The following is a 15,661-nucleotide window of genomic DNA, read 5'->3' on the forward strand; positions in this document are numbered from 1 at the left end:
CGCGCACACGCGCATGTGTGCATATTCAACCTAACAGACTTCGGCGATGCCTTCCAAATCCCCACAATTCGCCGGCCGCCGCATCCAGATGCGGCGCTCGGATGTCCACGGCAACGGCGTGTTCGCCGTGGACGACCTGGCCGAGGGCGAGACGCTGATCGAATACAAGGGCGAAGTCATCAGCTGGAAGGAGGCGCTGCGCCGCCACCCGCACGACCCGGCCCAGCCGAACCACACCTTCTACTTCCACATCGACGACGGACGCGTGATCGACGGCAACGTCAAGGGCAACGATGCGCGCTGGATCAACCATTCGTGCGATCCGAACTGCGAGGCCGACGAGATCAATGGGCGCGTTTATATCAAGGCGCTGCGCAACATTGCTGCAGGAGAAGAACTCAACTACGACTACGGCCTGATCATCGACGAGCCCTACACGCCGAAGCTGCTGTCCGAGTTTCCCTGCTGGTGCGGCTCCGAGAATTGCCGCGGCACGCTGCTGACGCCCAAGGACGAAGACGAAGAAAAGAAAAAGAAGAAAAAGGCCAGGAAGAAGGCCGACAAGAAAAAGGCCGAGAAAAAAGAAGCCAAAAAGGCGGACAAGAAAGCCGAAAAAAAGGCCGGGAAAAAGGCGGAGAACAAGGCCGAAAAGAAACCGGAAAAAAAGAAGTCCAAAAAGGACGACGGAGCCGGCAAGGGCTGAGCATGATGGGTACCCAGGCCGCCTGGTTCGAAGACCGGATCGCCGCGGCGGTGGCGCCGCTCCTGCCCGGCTTCGCGGTCGAGGCCGTGGCCGAGATCGATTCGACCAACACCGAGCTCATGCGCCGCGCGCGCGCCGGCCGCACCCCGCCGGTGCTGCTGGTGGCCGAGCGCCAGACCGCGGGGCGCGGCCGGCTCGGCCGCCCCTGGCAGAGCGCGCAGCAGAGCGAGGAACAAGGCGCCGCCTCCCTCACCTTCTCGCTGGGCCTGCCGCTCGCACCGCGCGACTGGGCCGGCCTCTCGCTGGCCGTGGGCGTGAGCGTGGCGGAAAGCCTCGATCCCACGGGCGCGGCCAAGGTCGCGCTCAAGTGGCCCAACGACCTGTGGGTGGAGGACCGCAAGCTGGCCGGCATCCTGATCGAAACCGCCATGCCGCATGCGGGCCGCGCCGACGCGCCGGCCCCGCCGCGCTACCTGGTGATCGGCATCGGCATCAACATCGGCCCGCGCGAGGGCGATGGCATGCGCACCCCGCCGGCCTGGCTGCGCCAGTGGCGCCCCGATGCCACCGCGCCCCAGGTGCTGGCCGAACTGGCCGCGCCGCTGGTGCACAGCGTGCAGGCCTTCGAGGCACAGGGCTTCGGGCCGTTTGCCGAACGCTTTGCCGCGCGCGACGCCTTGCGCGGGCGCGAAGTCCAGCTCAGCGACGGCAGCTTCGGCCTGTGCGAGGGCGTGGCCTGGGGCGGCGAGCTCCAGGTGCGCACCACCGGCGGGCTGCAGCTGGTCTCGAGCGACGAAGTCAGCGTGCGCCCGAGCGGCATGGCGTTCTGAGGCCGGCCACCATGAAGCTGCGCCTGCTGCTGATTGCCCTGCTTGCCGCCAATCTGGGCTACTGGCTGTGGTCGCGCGGCGACCTGGCCGGCTTCGGCCTGGCGCCCGCGGGCTTCAACGAGCGCGAACCGCAGCGCCTCGCGCGCCAGGTGCATCCCGAGTGGCTCCAGATCCGCAAGGACGCCAAGGGCGCGCCCTGACGAACCCGCCGCCGCGTCTCAGGCCGCGGCTTCTTCGCCTTCGAAGCGCACCGTGAAACGCGCCCCCGGCGGCTGCCGGCCCGGATGCGCGTCCTCCAGCTTCACCTGCGCATGGTGCTGGTTGGCGATCTCGCGCACGATCGGCAGGCCCAGCCCCGAGCCGTCGGCCTCGTTGCCGAGCACGCGGTAGAACGGCTCGAATACCAGTTCGCGGTCGGCCTCTGCAATGCCCGGACCGTTGTCCTCCACCTGCAGCAGCACCACGTGGCCGAAGGGGTCGGCCAGCACGCGCGCGGTGATCACGCCGGGCCGCTCGGCGGTCGAGGGCGTGTAGTTGATCGCGTTGTCGAGCAGGTTGCGCACAAGCTCCTTGAGCAGCGTCTGGTTGCCTTCGATCACCACGCCGGGCGCGCCCGCCTCGGCGCCGTCGTAGCCCAGGTCGATGCGCTTCTCGATCGCGCGCGGCACCGCTTCGCGCACCACCTCGATGGTGAGCCGCGCCAGGTCGCAGGGCTGGCGGCCGGTGCCGGCGCCGGTGCTTTCGGCGCGCGCGAGCGAGAGCAGCTGGTTCACCGTGTGGGTGGCGCGCACGCTGGCGCGGCCGATCTGCTTGAGCGACTGCTTGAGCTCGTCGGCATTGGCGCCTTCGCGCTGCGCCAGGTCGGCCTGCATGCGCAGGCCCGCGAGCGGGGTCTTGAGCTGGTGCGCTGCATCGGCCAGGAAGCGCTTCTGCGTGTGGATCGAGTCATTGAGCTTGTCGAGCAGCTCGTTGACCGACGAGACCAGCGGCACCACTTCGAGCGGCACCGACGATTCGTCCAGCGGGCTCAGGTCGCCCGGGCGGCGCTCGCGGATGCGCGCCTCCACCACCGACAGCGGCTTGATGCCGCGCACCAGCGCCAGCCAGATCAGCAGCACGGCCAGCGGGAGGATCGCGAACTGCGGCAGCAGCACGCCCTTGATGATCTCGGTGGCCAGCACCGACTGCTTCTCGCGCGTCTCGGCCACCTGCAGCAGCGCCGGCTCCGCGTCGCTGTCGGGGCCCGCGAGCCAGAGCGAGGCCACGCGGACCGACTTGCCGCGCATCTCGCCGTTGCGCAGCTGGACCACGCCGGGAACCGGGGGCTCGTCGGTGCTGGGGTGCGGCACGTCGGGCTCGCCGCTGAGCAGCGCGCCGTGGCTGTCGAGCACCTGGTAGTAGACGCGGTCGGCGCCGTCGGCCCGCAGGATCTCGCGCGCCGGCTGCGGCAGCACGAACTGCGTCTGCCCCTGCTGCACCGTGACCAGCCGCGCCAGCGTCTGCACGTTGTATTCGAGCGCGCGGTCGAACGGTGCATTGGCAATGCCCTGCGCCACCAGCCAGGTCACGCCGATGCTCACCGGCACCAGCAGCAGGAGCGGCGTGAGCATCCAGTCGAGGATCTCGCCGAACAGGGAGCGCTGCGCGCGCTGAAAGAGTTTCAAGGGAGTCGCCCCCGGGGGTCTTCGGGCACTACGTGTGGCGGCGCGTCAAGGAATCTTCTCGAGGCAGTAGCCCAGGCCGCGGACCGTGGCAATGCGCACCGGCCCCTTCTCGATCTTCTTGCGCAGGCGGTGGATGTAGACCTCGATCGCGTTGAGGCTCACCTCCTCGCCCCATTCGCACAGGCGCTCCACCAGCTGGTCCTTGCTGACCAGGCGGCCGGCGCGCTGCAGCAGCACCTCCAGCAGGCCCAGCTCGCGCGCCGAGAGCTCGACCATCTTGCCGTCGATGGTGGCCACGCGGCCGGCCTGGTCGTACACCAGCGGGCCGTGGCGGATCGTGTTGCTGGTGGCGCCCATGCCGCGCCGCGTGAGCGCCCGCACGCGCGCCTCGAGCTCCTGCAGGCTGAAGGGCTTGGCCATGTAGTCGTCGGCGCCGTGGTCCAGGCCCTTGACGCGTTCCTCCACGCTGTCGGCCGCGGTGAGCACCAGCACCGGCAGCTGCGAGCCGCGCGCGCGCAGCCGCTTCAGGATCTCGATGCCGTGCAGGTTGGGCAGCCCCAGGTCGAGGATCAGCAGGTCGAACTCGCTGTGCGTCATGAGCGCGGTGTCGGCCTGCGATCCGTTCGCCACGTGGTCGACCGCCGCGCCCGAGGTGCGCAGGCTGCGCAGCAGGGCATCGGCCAGCACCTGGTCGTCTTCGGCAATCAGAATCCGCATGAGCCACCTCCGGCCGGTTCGGGCGCCGCGCCGGCGCCGCGTTCACATATGTCTCTTCGCCGAGTCTAGCCCCCCGTGTAGGCTTCCAGTCCGATGGTTACCACGGTGGCAATGTCGTTGCCCACGCTGGCGCGGAACTCGCGCTCGGCCTGCGTCACCGCGCTGCGGAAGGCGTCGAGCCACGCGAGCCCGTCGGTGGTGAAGAGCACGCGCCGCGCCCGTGCGTCGAGCGGATCGGGCCCGCGCGTCACCAAGCCCCAGGCCTCGCACTGGTCCACCAGCGCGCCCATCGCCTGCTTGGTCATGCCGGCGCGCTCCGCCAGCTCGGTGAGGCGCGAGCCTTCGCGCGCCAGGTGCCGCGTGATGTGGATGTGCGCGGCGCTCACCTGCGCGCGCGCGGCGAGGTTCGACAGCGCCAGCGGCACGTCGACGTCGTGCGCCATGAGTTCGAGCACGCGCTCGTCGAAGCGGCGCATCGCATGGCCCAGCAGGCGGCCCAGGTGGGTTTGCCGCCAGGCGTCCGGGTCGGACGGAAAAGCTTGTTCGGCCATCGGCTAGATAGTAAAGCAAACTGACCAAAAAATGGGTTTACTCAAACCAACGAGCCCCTACACTACTGTTCAAGCATCCAGCCTGTAATTAAAAGCAGATGGACCGCAACCACACACAAACCGTTGATTTTCAAGGAGATTTCCACATGGACGCACTCGTCAAAGGCACCAGCATCTCGGTCGCAGGCAGCGAAAAGGCCAAGGCACTGCAGGCCGCCCTGGCCCAGATCGAAAAGCAGTTCGGCAAGGGCACGATCATGCGGCTCGGCGAGGGTGAGGCGCTTGAAGACGTCCAGGTGGTCTCCACCGGCTCGCTGGGCCTGGACATCGCGCTGGGCGTCGGCGGCCTGCCGCGCGGCCGCGTCATCGAAATCTACGGCCCGGAATCTTCGGGCAAGACCACGCTCACGCTGCAGGTCATCGCCGAGATGCAGAAGCAGGCCGGCACCTGCGCCTTCGTCGATGCCGAGCACGCGCTCGACGTGCAGTACGCCCAGAAGCTCGGCGTGAACCTGTCCGACCTGCTCATCAGCCAGCCCGACACCGGCGAGCAGGCCCTTGAAATCGTCGATTCGCTGGTGCGCTCGGGCGCCGTCGACCTGATCGTGGTCGACTCGGTCGCCGCGCTCACGCCCAAGGCCGAAATCGAAGGCGAAATGGGCGACTCGCTGCCCGGCCTGCAGGCCCGCCTGATGAGCCAGGCGCTGCGCAAGCTCACCGCCACCATCAAGAAGACCAACTGCATGGTCATCTTCATCAACCAGATCCGCATGAAGATCGGCGTGATGTTCGGCTCGCCCGAAACCACCACCGGCGGCAACGCGCTGAAGTTCTACGCCTCGGTGCGCCTGGACATCCGCCGCATCGGCACCATCAAGAAGGGCGACGAGGCCATCGGCAATGAAACCAAGGTCAAGGTGGTGAAGAACAAGGTCTCGCCTCCGTTCAAGACGGCCGAGTTCGACATCCTGTTCGGCGAAGGCATCAGCCGCGAGGGCGAGATCATCGACATGGGCGTGACTGCCAAGATCCTCGACAAGTCGGGCGCCTGGTACGCCTACAACGGCGAAAAGATCGGCCAGGGCCGCGACAACGCCCGCGAGTTCCTGCGCGAGAACCCCGAGCTGTCGCGCGAGATCGAGAACAAGGTGCGCGAATCGCTGGGCATTCCGCTGCTGGCGGCCGATGCCAGCGCTCCCGCCGCCGAAAAGGCCGAGAAGCCCGCGAAGGCGGCCAAGGCCGACAAAGCCGACAAGGGCGAGTAAGCAGGCGAGCACGCACGGAAGCGGCGCATGGCTTTCGGCGCCCCCTCCCTCAAAGGCCGCGCGCTGCGGCTCCTGAGCCAGCGCGAGCATTCGCGCGCGGAACTGGAGCGCAAGCTGGCAAAGCACGAAGAAGCACCCGGCGAGCTGGCCCGCGCGCTCGACGAACTGGCCGCCAAGGACTTCATCAGCGAGCCGCGCGTGGTGGTTTCGGTGCTGAACCAGCGCGCCGCCCGGTCGGGTGCGCTGCGGGTGCGGCAGGAACTGCAGGCCAAGGGCATTGCGCCCGAGGCCATTGCACAAGCCGTGGCCAGCCTTCAGGACACCGAAGTGGAGCGCGCCACGGCCCTGTGGCGCCGCCGCTTCGACGCACCGCCCGCCGATGCGAAGGAGCGCGCCAGGCAAACGCGCTTCCTGCTGGCGCGCGGCTTTTCGGGCGCGGTAGTGGCCAAGGTGCTGCGCAGCGATTTCGACGAAGACTGACGGCCGGCCCCGCGGCGCCGGCCTGCCGGAGCCGGGCTCAGAGCGCCAGCATCAGCTTCAGGTTCTGGACCGCGGCGCCGCTGGCGCCCTTGCCGAGGTTGTCGAGGCGCGCAATCACCACGGCGTGGCGGTGGTCCTCGTTCGGGAACACGCGGATCTCGAGATTGTTGGTGTCGTTGAGCGCCAGCGCGTCGAGCTTGCCGTCATCGGTCGGCGGCAGCACCTTCACGAACTGTTCGGGCGTGTTGCTCTTTGCGTAGTGCGCGGCCAGCGCCTCTTGCAGGTCGCCGGCCTTCGGCTTGCCGGGCAGCAGGTCGAGGTGCAGCGGCAGCTGCACCAGCATGCCCTGCTTGAAGTTGCCCACCGAAGGAATGAAGACCGGTCGGCGGGTCAGGCCCGTGTACTTCATGATCTCCGGGATGTGCTTGTGCTTGAGGCCGAGCGCGTAGGTCTCGAAAAGCGGCGCCTTGCCGTTTTCGTAGTCTTCGATCATGGCCCGCCCGCCGCCCGAATAGCCGCTCACCGAGGGCAGCGAAATCGGAAAGTCGGCCGGCAGCAGGCCGGCATCGACCAGCGGCCGCACCATGGCGATGGCGCCCGTGGCATAGCAGCCCGGGTTGCCGACGCGGTCGGCCGCGGCCACGGCCTGCCAATGGCCTTGCACCAGTTCAGGGAAGCCGAACACCCAGCCGGGCGCCACGCGGTGCGCGGTGGAGGCGTCGATGATCTTGGGCTTCCTGCCGGGCAGCTGGTCGATCAGCGCGACCGATTCGCGCGCCGCATCGTCGTGCAGGCACAGCACCACGAGGTCGACGCCGGCCATCAGCTCGCGCTTGGCGGCCACGTCTTTTCGCAGCTCGGGCGCAATGCTCACGAGTTCGATCTGCGGCATCGTCTGGAGCCGCTCGCGGATCTGCAAGCCGGTGGTGCCGGCTTCGCCGTCGATGAAAACCTTGGCCATATCGGAGTATGCGTAGGGGAGCTAGAAGAAAGTACGTATTGACCGCAAGGTCACGTCGAGTATTGGTGCGCCGCACCATGATACAGTCCGCGGTTGTTCGCCGCCCCCAGCCGTCAGGCTGCCGTCGCCCGCGAGCAACAGAGCCAAAGACGCCTCAGACCCCAGATCTCCCGTTCTCAACCTCCTCCTTCCGAGAGACATCCCTCATGAAGATTCACGAGTACCAAGGCAAGGAAATCCTTGCCAAGTTCGGCGTGCCGGTGCCGCGCGGCATCCCGGCCTATACGGTCCAGGAGGCGGTCGAGGCCGCCCAGAAACTTGGAGGCCCGGTGTGGGTCGTCAAGGCCCAGATCCACGCGGGTGGCCGCGGCAAGGGCGGCGGCGTCAAGGTCGCCAAGTCCATCGAGGACGTCAGGAAGCTCGCCGGCGAGATCCTCGGCATGCAGCTCAAGACGCACCAGACCGGCCCCGAAGGCCAGAAGGTGCGCCGCCTCTACATCGAAGACGGCGCCGACATCAACAAGGAATACTACGTCTCGGCCGTGACCGACCGCGCCACGCAGAAGGTCGCGTTCATCGCCTCGAGCGAAGGCGGCATGGACATCGAGGAAGTGGCCCATTCCTCGCCCGAAAAGATCATCACCGTGTTCGCAGACCCCGAAAAGGGCCTGACCGACGAACAGGCCAAGCAGATCGCCGACGGCATCGGCATGCCGGCCGACTCCACCGCGCAGACGGTCGACATCCTCAAGAAGCTCTACACCTGCTACATGGAGACGGACGCCTCGCTGGTCGAGATCAACCCGCTCAACCGTGACAGCAAGGGCAAGGTCATGGCGCTGGACGCCAAGTTCAACTTCGACAGCAACGCGCTGTTCCGCCACCCCGAAATCGTGGCCCTGCGCGACCTCGACGAAGAAGACGCGGCCGAAGTCGAAGCCTCCAAGTTCGACCTCGCCTACATCAGCCTCGACGGCAACATCGGCTGCCTGGTGAACGGTGCCGGCCTGGCCATGGCCACCATGGACACCATCAAGCTGTTCGGCGGCGAGCCGGCCAACTTCCTGGACGTGGGCGGCGGCGCCACCCCCGAGAAGGTCACCGAAGCCTTCAAGATCATGCTGAAGAACAAGAATGTCGAGGCCATCCTCGTCAACATCTTCGGCGGCATCATGAAGTGCGACACCATCGCCACCGGCGTGATCGCGGCCTGCAAGGCCGTGAACCTGCAAGTGCCGCTGGTCGTGCGCATGAAGGGCACCAACGAAGTCGAAGGCAAGAAGCTGCTGGCCGATTCGGGCCTGCCGATCATCAGCGCCGACACCATGGCGGAAGCGGCCCAGAAGGTCGTGGCAGCAGTCAAGAAGGCCTAAGGAACAAGTCATGTCGATCTACATCAACAAAGACACCAAAGTCATCACGCAAGGCATCACGGGCAAGACCGGCCAGTTCCACACCGAGAAGTGCCAGGAATACGCGAACGGCAAGAACTGCTTCGTGGCGGGCGTGAACCCCAAGAAGGCCGGCGAGTCGATCTTCAACATCCCGATCTTCGGCTCGGTGAAGGAAGCCGCTTCGCAGACCGGCGCCACCGTGTCGGTGATCTACGTGCCGCCGGCAGGCGCGGCCGCTGCCATCTGGGAAGCCGTCGAGGCCGACCTCGACCTGGCGATCTGCATCACCGAAGGCATTCCGGTTCGCGACATGCTCGAAGTGCGCAACAAGATGAAGGCCAAGGAAGCGGCCGGCGGCAAGAAGACCCTGCTGCTGGGCCCCAACTGCCCCGGCCTCATCACGCCCGACGAGATCAAGATCGGCATCATGCCCGGCCATATCCACCGCAAGGGCCGCATCGGCGTGGTCTCGCGCTCGGGCACGCTCACGTATGAAGCCGTGGCGCAGCTGACCGAAATCGGCCTCGGCCAATCGTCGGCCGTGGGCATTGGCGGCGACCCGATCAACGGCCTCAAGCACATCGACGTGATGAAGGCCTTCAACGACGATCCGGACACCGACGCCGTCATCATGATCGGCGAAATCGGCGGCCCCGACGAAGCCGACGCGGCCCGCTGGTGCAAGGAACACATGAAGAAGCCGGTGGTCGGCTTCATCGCCGGCGTCACCGCCCCTCCCGGCAAGCGCATGGGCCACGCCGGCGCGCTGATCTCGGGCGGTGCCGACACGGCCGACGCCAAGCTCGCCATCATGGAAGAATGCGGCTTCACCGTGACGCGCAACTTCTCGGAACTTGCGAAGCTGCTCAAGGCCCAGCTCTAACAAGCCCCCGGCAGTTCTCCGCGCACCACGCAAAAAGAAAAAGCGCCCGCAATCTGGATTGCGGGCGCTTTTTTCACTACAACACAGTGGAACAAGAGACATGGAACTCCTTCAAGGCGCCGATTTCTGGATCGGTCTGATCAAGATTGTCTGGATCAACATCATTCTTTCGGGCGACAACGCCGTGGTGATTGCCATGGCGGCCCGTTCGCTGCCGCCAGCGCAGCAGAAAAAGGCCGTGCTGTTCGGCTCGGGCGCGGCGGTGGTGCTGCGCATCGTGCTCACGGTGGTGGCGGCCAGGCTGCTGGCGCTGCCCTACCTGCAGATCGTCGGCGGCCTGCTGCTGCTGTGGATCGGCCTGCAGCTGCTGAGCGAAGAAGACGAGGGCGATGGCGAAGCCAAGGAATACGGCAGCATGATGGCGGCCGTGCGCACCATCCTGCTGGCGGACCTGGTCATGAGCCTGGACAACGTGATTGCCGTGGCGGCCGCCGCGCAGGGCAACATGGTGCTGCTGGTGCTTGGCCTGGCCATCAGCATTCCGCTGGTGATCTTCGGCAGCACGCTCATGATCAAGCTGATGGAACGCTTTCCGATCGTCGTCATGCTGGGCGCCGCCCTGATCGGCTGGGTCGGCGGCGAAACAATAGCGAGCGACGTGTCGCTGCGCGAGGTGCTGGCCGCCAATCCGTGGCTCCTCCATGCGGCAGCCGCCGCCGGCGCCTTCTTCGTGGTGGCCGTGGGCCGCCTGCTTCAGCGGCGCGCGCAGGCCGCTGCGGGGCGCTGAAACCGTCGCGCGTCCACGCTTCTGAAAACATATGGCAAGTGTCGGCGCGTCGCTTTTCTCCATCCGGCCCCAGCTCTCCTGGGACTTTGCGGGGCTGACCGACGTGGGCCGCGCACGGGCCCACAACGAGGACGACCTCCACATCGACCCCGCGCTCGGCCTGGCCGTGCTGGCCGACGGCATGGGCGGCTACAAGGGCGGCGAAGTGGCCAGCGCCATGGCCGTGTCGCTGGTGCACGCCAGCTTCGCGCGCTGGTTCGCGCAGGCCGGCCTGCAGGCGCCCGCGCGCGTGGTCCGGCGGGCCCTGCAGGCGGCCACCGACGAGGCCAACTCCGCCATCCTCGAAGCCGGCCTGGCCAATGCCGAACTCCACGGCATGGGAACCACCCTGGTGCTGGCCGCGTTCCGGCCCCAGCGCGTGCTGGTCGGCCACATCGGCGATTCGCGCTGCTACCGCCTGCGCAACAACAAGCTCGAGCAGCTCACGCGCGACCACTCGCTGCGCCAGCAGCAGCTCGACGCCGGCGCCATCACGGCCGAGGAAGCGCTGATCTCCCCACACCGCAACCTGGTGACGCGCGCCATGGGCGTGGAGCCGCAGGTGGTGCTCGAGATGCACGAGCACACCGCAAGGCCCGACGATCTCTATATGCTCTGCTCCGACGGGCTCAGCGAGATGGTCCCGGATGCGCAGCTTTTCACGCTTTTGAATCACGATGTCGAGCTTCAGCAGAAAGCCTCACTTCTGGTGGCCGTTGCCAACGACAATGGCGGCCGGGACAATATTTCAGTTGTCCTGGCCAGGGCGCGCGTTGGCAGTGCGCCTGAATAAAAACATGCATTCAGGGAGTCGGCAATGCCGAAGATGATCATTTCGATCGATGGCACTGTCATCGGGCAAATGGCGCTTGCCAAGGACCGGACCACGCTGGGGCGGCGCGCCTACAACGACATCGTGCTCGACAATCTCGCGGTCAGCGGCGAGCATGCCGTGCTGCACATGCGCGGTGGCGAAGTCGAAATTGAAGATCTCAACAGCACCAACGGCACCTACGTCAATGCGATCGTCGTCCAGAAGCAGCAGAAGCTCAAGGACAACGACGTCATCGAAATCGGCGGCTGCCGCCTGCACTTCCGCGCGCGCAGCAGCGCGGCTTCCGATACCGGTTCCACCCGCGCTGCGCGCGGCGACTACGCGGCCTCCGTTCCACTGTCGGCTGCGCCCACCGAAGCCGGCGCGCTGCTCGAACTCGGCATACCCGTGCTGCGCGTTCTCTCGGGCACCGACCAGGGGCAGGAAGTGCCGCTGCAGAAGGTGGTCACCACCATCGGCAAGCCCGGCGTTGCGGTGGCGGTCGTCACGCGCCGCCGGCAGAGCTACCTGGCTTCCACCATCATGGGCGGCGTCACGCTCAACGACGCGCCGCTCGGCGCCGAGCCCGTCGGGCTGCAGGAAGGCGACGTGCTTGAGCTCGGCGGCGCCACGCGCATGCAGTTCGTGCGGGTCTGATTTCCGCGGCGCAGCAGCGCCAAGGGGGCAGCACCAGTGACCGCGCTCAGGCGCCACTGGCCGCGCATTGCCATCACCCTGCTGCCGGTCCTGCTCGCGCTGGCGCATGCCACCGGCCTCTGGCGCCTGGATGCCATCGACCGGCTCGACCACCTGATCTACGACACGCGACTGCGCGCCACCATGCCGGGCACGCTCGATCCGCGCATCGTGATCGTCGACGTCGACGACGCCAGCCTCACCCGGCAGGGCCAATGGCCCTGGTCGCGCGACAAGCTGGCCCGGCTCACCCGGGAACTCACCGGGCGGCAGCAGGCGGCGGCGCTGGGCTTCGACGTGATGTTCGTCGAGCCCGACCGGAGCGCCGGCCTCGACAAGCTGCGCCAGATCGCACGCGGCCCGCTGCGCGACATGCCGGGCCTGTCTGAGGAAATCGACCGGCTCGCCCCCACGCTCGACAACGACGCCATCTTTGCCGCCGCCATGCAGGGCCAGCGCGTGGCGCTCGGCTACTACTTCACGCGCACCGAAAAGTCCGGCGCCAAGGGCCAGCTGCCGCCGGCCCCCGTGCTGCAGGCCGGGGCCTTTCCGCCGGGCCGCGGCTATGCCACGGCCTGGAACGGCTTTGGCGCCAGCCTGCCCGTGCTGGCCGCTGCCGCGCCGGCGGCGGGCTTTCTCAACACCCTGGTCATGTCCAACGGCGACGGCGTCATCCGCGCCGTGCCGCTCATTGCCCGCTATGAAGGCGACCGCGCCCTGCCCGGCTACTACGAATCGCTGGGGCTCGCCGTCTACCGGCTCGCCAGCGGCACGCCGCCCGTGCGGCCGGCCTTTGCATCGGGCGGCGCCGCGCCCCCGCTCCAGTCCTTGCTGGTCGGCGGCCTGCGCATACCCGTCAACGAAGCCGCTTCCATGCAGGTGCCTTTCCGCGGCCCCGGCGGCGCGCACGGCGGCTCGTTCCGCTACGTGTCCGCCGGCGACGTGCTCGAAGGCCGGCTCGCCCCCGGCGAGCTGAAGGACCGCATCGTGCTCGTCGGCGCCACCGCCCCGGGCCTGCAAGACCTGCGCGCCACCCCCGTCGGCGCTGCCTTTCCCGGCGTCGAAGTGCATGCCAACATCGTCTCGGCCATGCTCGACCACCGCCTGCTCGCCGTGCCCGACTACGCCCCCGGCTACGAAGTGCTCAGCGTGCTGGCCGCGGGCCTGGTGCTGGCGCTGGGCCTGTCGCTGCTGCCGGCCCCGCGCGCGGTGGTGCTTGCCATTGCCACCGTCGCGGCCCTGGTCGGCGTCAACGCCTGGCTCTACCAGCGCCACAGCCTCGTGCTGCCGCTCGCTTCCGCGCTGGCCATGGCCGCGCTCGCCTTTGCCTTCAACATGGGCTGGGGCTACTTCGTCGAATCGCGCGCCCGCCGCGGCCTGGTGCGGCTCTTCGGCACCTACGTGCCGCCGCAGCTGGTCGACGAAATGCTCGCGACGCCCGGCCGCTACAGCATGCGCGCCGAGAGCAAGACCATGACCGTCATGTTCTGCGACATGCGCAACTTCACCCGCCTGTCCGAGCAAATGGCCCCGGCCGAACTGCAGGCCTTCCTGAACAACGTGTTCAACCGGCTCACCCACGTCATCAGCACCCACCGCGGCACCGTCGACAAATACATGGGCGACTGCGTCATGGCCTTCTGGGGCGCCCCCATCGACACCCCCGACCACGCCACCCTGGCCGTGCGCGCCGCGCTCGACATGGCCGAGGCCGTGCGCGACATCAACAACATCCACCGCACCACCGGCCGCCCCGAGATCAGCGTGGGCATCGGCCTCAACAGCGGCGTCATGAGCGTGGGCGACATGGGCTCGGCCGCGCGGCGCAGCTACACCGTGGTGGGCGATGCGGTCAACCTCGCCTCCCGCCTCGAAGGCCTGAGCGTGCACTACGGCGTGGAGATCGTCGCCAGCGGCGCCACCCGCGAACTCGCGCCCGGCTTCGTCTGGCAGGAGCTCGACAGCGTGCTCGTCAAGGGCCGCGCCCAGGCCGTGGCCGTGTTCACGCCGCTGGGCGCCGCCACCGAGCAAACCGGGGCGCCCACGCCTGCCGCACTGCAGCAATCCGCCCAGCTGCAGCGCTGGGCCGAAGTACTTGCCGCCTACCGCCGCCAGGACTGGGCCGTGGGCCGGAACTTGCTGGATCCGCTCCTGGCCGCGGATGCCAAAAAAGTCCTTTACCAGCTCTACGCACAACGATTAGCCTCCATGGCATTGCGGCCCCAGGACCCCGAATGGGACGGCGCAACCCGGTTCGAAACCAAATGACGGCAGCAGAAGACACAAGCAGAGGGGCTCTCACAATGCAGGTTCGCGTGCTGGGTTGCTCGGGCGCCATTGCCAAGGACTGCCGGACCACCTCGTTCCTGATCGACACCGACCTGCTCGTCGATGCGGGCACCGGCGTGGGCGACCTCACCCTCGAAGAAATGGCCGGCATCGACGACGTGGTGCTCACCCACAGCCACCTCGACCACATCGCCGCGCTGCCCCTCATGCTCGACGCCGTGGCCGGCCGCCGCACCCGCCCGCTGCGCGTGCACGCCCTGCGCGCCACCATCGAGGCGCTGCGCGCCCACGTGTTCAACAACGTCATCTGGCCCGACTTCGAAAGCATTCCCAGCCCCGAGGCGCCCTTCGTGAGCTTTCACGACATTGCCGTGGGCCAGGTGCTGCAGCTGGGCACCGCCGCCCCCAAGCGCATCGAGGTGCTGCCGGCCGTGCACACCGTGCCCGCCTGCGGCTTTGCCGTGAGCCGCGCCGAGGGCGGCGCCAACTGGGTCTTCACCGGCGACACCGAGCGCAACACCCCCTTCTGGGACCGCCTCAACGCGCTGGACGTGGCCATGCTCGTCATCGAAACGGCATTCAGCAACCGCGAGCAGGCCCTGGCCGAACGCAGCCTGCACCTGTCGCCCCGGGCGCTGGCCGACGAGCTGGCGCATATCGACCCGGGCAAGCAGTTTCCGATTTACATCACCCACACCAAGCCGGCGGAAACCGAGGAGATCATGTGGCAGATCGAGGATCTGGCTGGGCACCAGGTGGCGGGGTTGGCGCAGCGGGATATTCGGTGGTTGAAGGCGGATGGGGTGCTGACGTTTTGAGGCTGGAACGCCGCGGGCGCTGACAAAATTGTCACGACTCGTAGCATTTGAGGGCCGTTTTCGTCACTCAATGTAACTTGTGTGGGTATAAAGTACTCGATTTCGCCGCCACAGAGCCTCGGGACAGCATGGCACAGATGCTGCGGAAGTTGCTGCGCTCCGGGCTTGGTTCCCGGGCTCTACAAACCAACCTGGAGTTTTGAATGAACCGTCGTTCTATCGCACGTAACGTGCAAAAGGGTTTCACCCTTATCGAATTGATGATCGTTGTGGCGATCATTGGTATTTTGGCTGCTGTGGCTCTGCCGGCGTACAACGACTATGTGACGCGCGCTCAAGTTGCAGAGCCCGTGGAACTGGTGGGCGGATTGAAAGCTCCGTTGGCAGAATTTGGCGCCAATCAAAGCGCTTGGCCTACCTTGGTTCAGGCAACCGGAGCTCCCGATCAGGTTGTAGCCGCTACCGCAATCCCTGCCAACCTTACCGGCAAATATTCGACTTTGGCCACGACTATCACCGGAACTTACCCCGCCGGATCGCTGACGGCTACCATGCGCGCCAATTCGCGTGCATCCGGTACGACGGTCGTTTTCAACACGACGGACGGTGGCGCTAACTGGAGCTGCAACAGCGGAACCGTGGCAAATAAGTTCCTTCCCCAAGCTTGCCGTGAAGCAAGCGCCGGAACTGCCGCTCCCGCTCCCGCTCCCGCTCCCTAATGGCCTGATGACTGGCAAGAGCCGCCTTCGGGCGGCTTTTTTATTGGCATC

17 protein-coding genes are annotated in these 15,661 nt (G+C 67.1%); 13 read left to right on the forward strand and 4 right to left on the reverse strand.

The window, feature by feature from the left end; genetic code table 11:
- The first annotated feature begins 46 nt into the window (after positions 1-46).
- Genes FB547_RS01635 through FB547_RS01645 form a run of 3 tightly spaced genes read left to right on the forward strand, consistent with a single transcriptional unit; the run spans position 47 to position 1,733 of the window.
- The gene (locus tag FB547_RS01635) at positions 47-703 is read left to right on the forward strand and encodes an SET domain-containing protein (RefSeq protein ID WP_145739081.1); all 657 of its coding nucleotides are present in this window, start codon (positions 47-49) and stop codon (positions 701-703) included.
- Positions 704-705: 2 nt separating this feature from the next.
- Entirely contained in the window at positions 706-1,533 is an 828-nt protein-coding gene (locus FB547_RS01640; protein WP_145739082.1) for a biotin--[acetyl-CoA-carboxylase] ligase, read from the forward strand.
- A gap of 11 nt (positions 1,534-1,544) precedes the next feature.
- Entirely contained in the window at positions 1,545-1,733 is a 189-nt protein-coding gene (locus tag FB547_RS01645; RefSeq protein WP_145739084.1) for a sporulation protein, read from the forward strand.
- Between the two features lie 18 nt (positions 1,734-1,751).
- Here the strand turns inward: FB547_RS01645 and FB547_RS01650 are convergent, their stop codons facing one another.
- The 3 genes from FB547_RS01650 to FB547_RS01660 form a co-directional block, all read right to left on the reverse strand.
- Positions 1,752-3,197 (reverse strand): sensor histidine kinase, encoded by a 1,446-nt coding sequence (locus tag FB547_RS01650; RefSeq protein WP_145739086.1) that lies wholly within the window; start codon positions 3,195-3,197, stop codon positions 1,752-1,754.
- A gap of 45 nt (positions 3,198-3,242) precedes the next feature.
- On the reverse strand, positions 3,243-3,914 hold the full coding sequence (locus FB547_RS01655) for a response regulator transcription factor (protein WP_015867936.1): 672 nt from the start codon (positions 3,912-3,914) through the stop codon (positions 3,243-3,245).
- 65 nt (positions 3,915-3,979) lie between these two features.
- Positions 3,980-4,465: a MarR family winged helix-turn-helix transcriptional regulator gene (locus FB547_RS01660; protein ID WP_145739088.1), complete on the reverse strand. Its 486-nt coding sequence runs from the start codon at positions 4,463-4,465 to the stop codon at positions 3,980-3,982.
- A 146-nt stretch (positions 4,466-4,611) separates the two neighbouring features.
- Here FB547_RS01660 and recA point away from each other — a divergent pair, with 146 nt between their 5' ends.
- Together recA and recX are read left to right on the forward strand one after the other, a co-directional pair.
- Entirely contained in the window at positions 4,612-5,730 is a 1,119-nt protein-coding gene (recA, locus tag FB547_RS01665) for a recombinase RecA (protein WP_145739089.1), read from the forward strand.
- Between the two features lie 27 nt (positions 5,731-5,757).
- Complete coding sequence (recX, locus tag FB547_RS01670; protein WP_145739090.1) at positions 5,758-6,210, forward strand: recombination regulator RecX; 453 nt, start codon at positions 5,758-5,760, stop codon at positions 6,208-6,210.
- A gap of 37 nt (positions 6,211-6,247) precedes the next feature.
- Here the strand turns inward: recX and argC are convergent, their stop codons facing one another.
- Complete coding sequence (argC, locus tag FB547_RS01675) at positions 6,248-7,171, reverse strand: N-acetyl-gamma-glutamyl-phosphate reductase (RefSeq protein ID WP_145739092.1); 924 nt, start codon at positions 7,169-7,171, stop codon at positions 6,248-6,250.
- Between the two features lie 206 nt (positions 7,172-7,377).
- Between argC and sucC the strand changes: the two genes are divergently transcribed.
- From sucC to FB547_RS01715, 8 genes are all read left to right on the forward strand, one after another.
- A complete protein-coding gene (gene sucC, locus FB547_RS01680; protein ID WP_145739093.1) occupies positions 7,378-8,544 on the forward strand; it encodes an ADP-forming succinate--CoA ligase subunit beta in 1,167 nt (388 codons plus the stop codon).
- 10 nt (positions 8,545-8,554) lie between these two features.
- Positions 8,555-9,448, forward strand: coding sequence for a succinate--CoA ligase subunit alpha (sucD, locus tag FB547_RS01685; RefSeq protein ID WP_015867930.1), 894 nt, complete (start codon positions 8,555-8,557; stop codon positions 9,446-9,448).
- Between the two features lie 100 nt (positions 9,449-9,548).
- The gene (locus FB547_RS01690; protein ID WP_145739094.1) at positions 9,549-10,235 is read left to right on the forward strand and encodes a TerC family protein; all 687 of its coding nucleotides are present in this window, start codon (positions 9,549-9,551) and stop codon (positions 10,233-10,235) included.
- A gap of 31 nt (positions 10,236-10,266) precedes the next feature.
- Positions 10,267-11,067, forward strand: coding sequence for a Stp1/IreP family PP2C-type Ser/Thr phosphatase (locus tag FB547_RS01695; protein ID WP_145739095.1), 801 nt, complete (start codon positions 10,267-10,269; stop codon positions 11,065-11,067).
- A 24-nt stretch (positions 11,068-11,091) separates the two neighbouring features.
- Positions 11,092-11,745, forward strand: a complete 654-nt coding sequence (locus FB547_RS01700; RefSeq protein WP_145739097.1) for an FHA domain-containing protein — start codon at positions 11,092-11,094, stop codon at positions 11,743-11,745.
- Positions 11,746-11,781: 36 nt separating this feature from the next.
- Positions 11,782-14,052 carry a CHASE2 domain-containing protein gene (locus tag FB547_RS01705; RefSeq protein ID WP_145739099.1) on the forward strand — a complete coding sequence of 757 codons (2,271 nt, stop codon included), beginning with the start codon at positions 11,782-11,784 and terminating at the stop codon, positions 14,050-14,052.
- A 35-nt stretch (positions 14,053-14,087) separates the two neighbouring features.
- Positions 14,088-14,891, forward strand: a complete 804-nt coding sequence (locus FB547_RS01710) for a 3',5'-cyclic-nucleotide phosphodiesterase (RefSeq protein WP_145739101.1) — start codon at positions 14,088-14,090, stop codon at positions 14,889-14,891.
- A 203-nt stretch (positions 14,892-15,094) separates the two neighbouring features.
- Entirely contained in the window at positions 15,095-15,610 is a 516-nt protein-coding gene (locus FB547_RS01715; RefSeq protein ID WP_145739103.1) for a pilin, read from the forward strand.
- Positions 15,611-15,661: the final 51 nt, after the last annotated feature.

The organism is Variovorax beijingensis, assembly GCF_007828835.1.
Lineage (GTDB): Bacteria > Pseudomonadota > Gammaproteobacteria > Burkholderiales > Burkholderiaceae_C > Variovorax > Variovorax beijingensis_A.